Origin of the sequence: Prevotella sp. P4-98, assembly GCF_002251405.1 — a bacterium.
Classification (GTDB): Bacteria; Bacteroidota; Bacteroidia; order Bacteroidales; family Bacteroidaceae; genus Prevotella.
Genome location: NZ_NPJC01000014.1, coordinates 1 through 2,324, shown reverse-complemented (window position 1 = coordinate 2,324; position 2,324 = coordinate 1). Strand labels below are relative to the sequence as shown.

General features: G+C 37.3%; 1 protein-coding gene and 1 pseudogene. Both read right to left on the bottom strand.

The window, feature by feature from the left end; all coding sequences use genetic code 11:
* Positions 1-656: 656 nt before the first annotated feature.
* Positions 657-1,406 (bottom strand): Abi family protein, encoded by a 750-nt coding sequence (locus CIK96_RS02820; RefSeq protein ID WP_254047064.1) that lies wholly within the window; start codon positions 1,404-1,406, stop codon positions 657-659.
* A gap of 784 nt (positions 1,407-2,190) precedes the next feature.
* A pseudogene (locus CIK96_RS13035) lies at positions 2,191-2,324 on the bottom strand (IS1380 family transposase); the annotation flags it as partial.

Genomic DNA, 2,324 nt, shown 5'->3' with positions numbered 1-2,324 from the left:
ATTTTGAAAAATTGACTTCTTCTCTTTTCTGCGGCAGTTTTTGCTAAACGAAAACTGTTATATTGTTATATTGTAACGCTGTTATGCTTGTCACATGTAAATAGTTTTTAACACTCATAGATGCGTGTCTAAACCCAAAATAGAGAAATCGAGCGTTATTCTTCCCGTTTCCTTTTGTTATTTCGAAAATATTTACTACTTTTGCCGCCATAATAAAAAATCAACTTTTAATACAAATGTTACAATATTATCATTTTCCTAACATTGTGTTAAGACAAAAACCGTACATTTTCGACATCATAAGAGCAAAACCAATGTCAATCGCAAGCGTTACAATATAACAATATAACAGTTTCCAAAAACGATTTTTTGCGTTACAGTTGACAGTTGACAGTTTCTGAAAACGAATTTTTTGCGTTACAATCCTTACAGCTTATAGTATTACAGAAGAAGTATCTATTATTAGTTGATTATCAGTATTATACGCTCTAAACGGTAGAAAAGTGGCAATATAGGTTCTATATTGATACGAAATGGGTGATTTTTAACGTATTTAACCTTTACTTACATCAAATAGTTCATATATCAAGAAGAAAGCCTGTCGGTAATGAAGAATTTTCACTACCGACAAGCTTATCTGTATTTTATCTATAAAGTTATCTCCATAGAGGCTCCGAAATCCAATTTTCAGGGAATCCCATTGCTGCCGGGTCTACCTGTGGATAAGAAACGAGTAAGGATTTGAGTTCATTCTTGAAGTCCAATCCATACCCCATCGAATCAAGCCAATATGCAATACAACAAGCTATAGCATATACTTTGTTCGCATCAACACCATCAATGTTCACCCATGCACCACGTAAAGAAGCGTTCATTTGTGGAGCATTGGAAAGATAGCGATTCCAAAGTCGTGAGTGGTGAGCGCAACAGTTTCTCAGGACAGTTACACTGCGCATCCAGCTTTCCAACACCTCATGCTGTGGAAGATTGAATTGACGAGCTACACGCTTCTTCAACTTCTTGTCACTGAAATTGTAATAGAGTTTTGAAAGCGTGCCGAAAGATGCAAGTTCAAGCGTTTTCCATGCTGGAGGGAATATCGGCTTGTCATAGTTGCGCCTATGCTCTTTGATAAAGTCCTCCTTGCTACGTTGAAGTTCTCTATCTATGGAGTTCATATTCTCAATAAACTTGTGTTCATCGTCAGCAAGACTTGTATCAAAGAACCAAAACGGTCCATGAGCCAAAGAGAACTCTTGTATAATCTTTGTGCGCAAAGCAATCTCTAATCGTTGAACAGCCTTGAACATCAATTCTCTCAACTCTATATCAAAGTTATAGAGAGCTACGGCATCTTCAAATCTACTATTAGGCTTAAATTGATGTGTAGTCTTGTCTGCCTCCATAGGACGAAGGTATTGAACAAAACGAAAATAGCTGACCTCACCAAGAAATTTTGCAGCCTTGGATGAATCAGCAATATTTAAGCCTCTACTTTTTAGTAGTTCTATTTGTTCGAAAATAGAAAGAGCCTGTTTAGTGTATAATCTTAATGTTCCCATAAAAGCAAAAGACCCGCCCTGGTTCGCTGTTCAAATGGGAAGCGTGGCGGATTCTGTTGTTGCAAAGATACGAATAATCATTGATAATACAAACTTTTTAGCGAGAAAAATCACGCAAAAGTGGAATTCTTTGACATATTTATATTTAATAATGTTAAATCAGACATTAAAATCAAGGTGCCACAGTGACAGGTCATTGACATCATGACTTTCAATTCTTACAGCTTACAGTATTACAGTTTTCGGAATGGAAAAATAGGTTTCGCGAGGACTGTTCCTGTTTCTTGGACAATGCCAATTCACACCAAGCGTTACAATATAACAATATAACAGTTTCCAAAAACGATTTTTTGCGTTACAGTTACAGTATTACAGTTTTGAGAAACGGTATTTTTTTGGTTGCTTCGCAAGAAATAATCTGTAATTCAGGGAGGCAGCAAACAAAATCTTTAACTAAAATCCTTGACGAGAATGCGCTCGAATACCTCGCTTCTAGGAAGGGTTTTATTTTGGATCGCCTACGGCTCGACATCTTAACAATAATCTTTACAAGAATCTTTAACTATAATCTTTCCGTGATTTCTGTGTGCTCCGTGGATTTTTTTTAGATGTCACAGGGACAGGTCATTGACATCCTGTTGGCGCGGATGTAGAAGTGCGTGCAATGCTTCTCTATCTCACTGACAATTTCCTTCGAGCACGAACCACAGTCGGCTCTGAAGCGATTCACACGGATGCTGTTGGCTTCCAGTAGGGCAAAGA

Excerpts from the sequence above, each read along its gene's own strand:
- CIK96_RS02820 (WP_254047064.1), bottom strand. The coding sequence starts at position 1,406 with ATGGAGGCAGACAAGACTACACATCAATTTAAGCCTAATAGTAGATTT.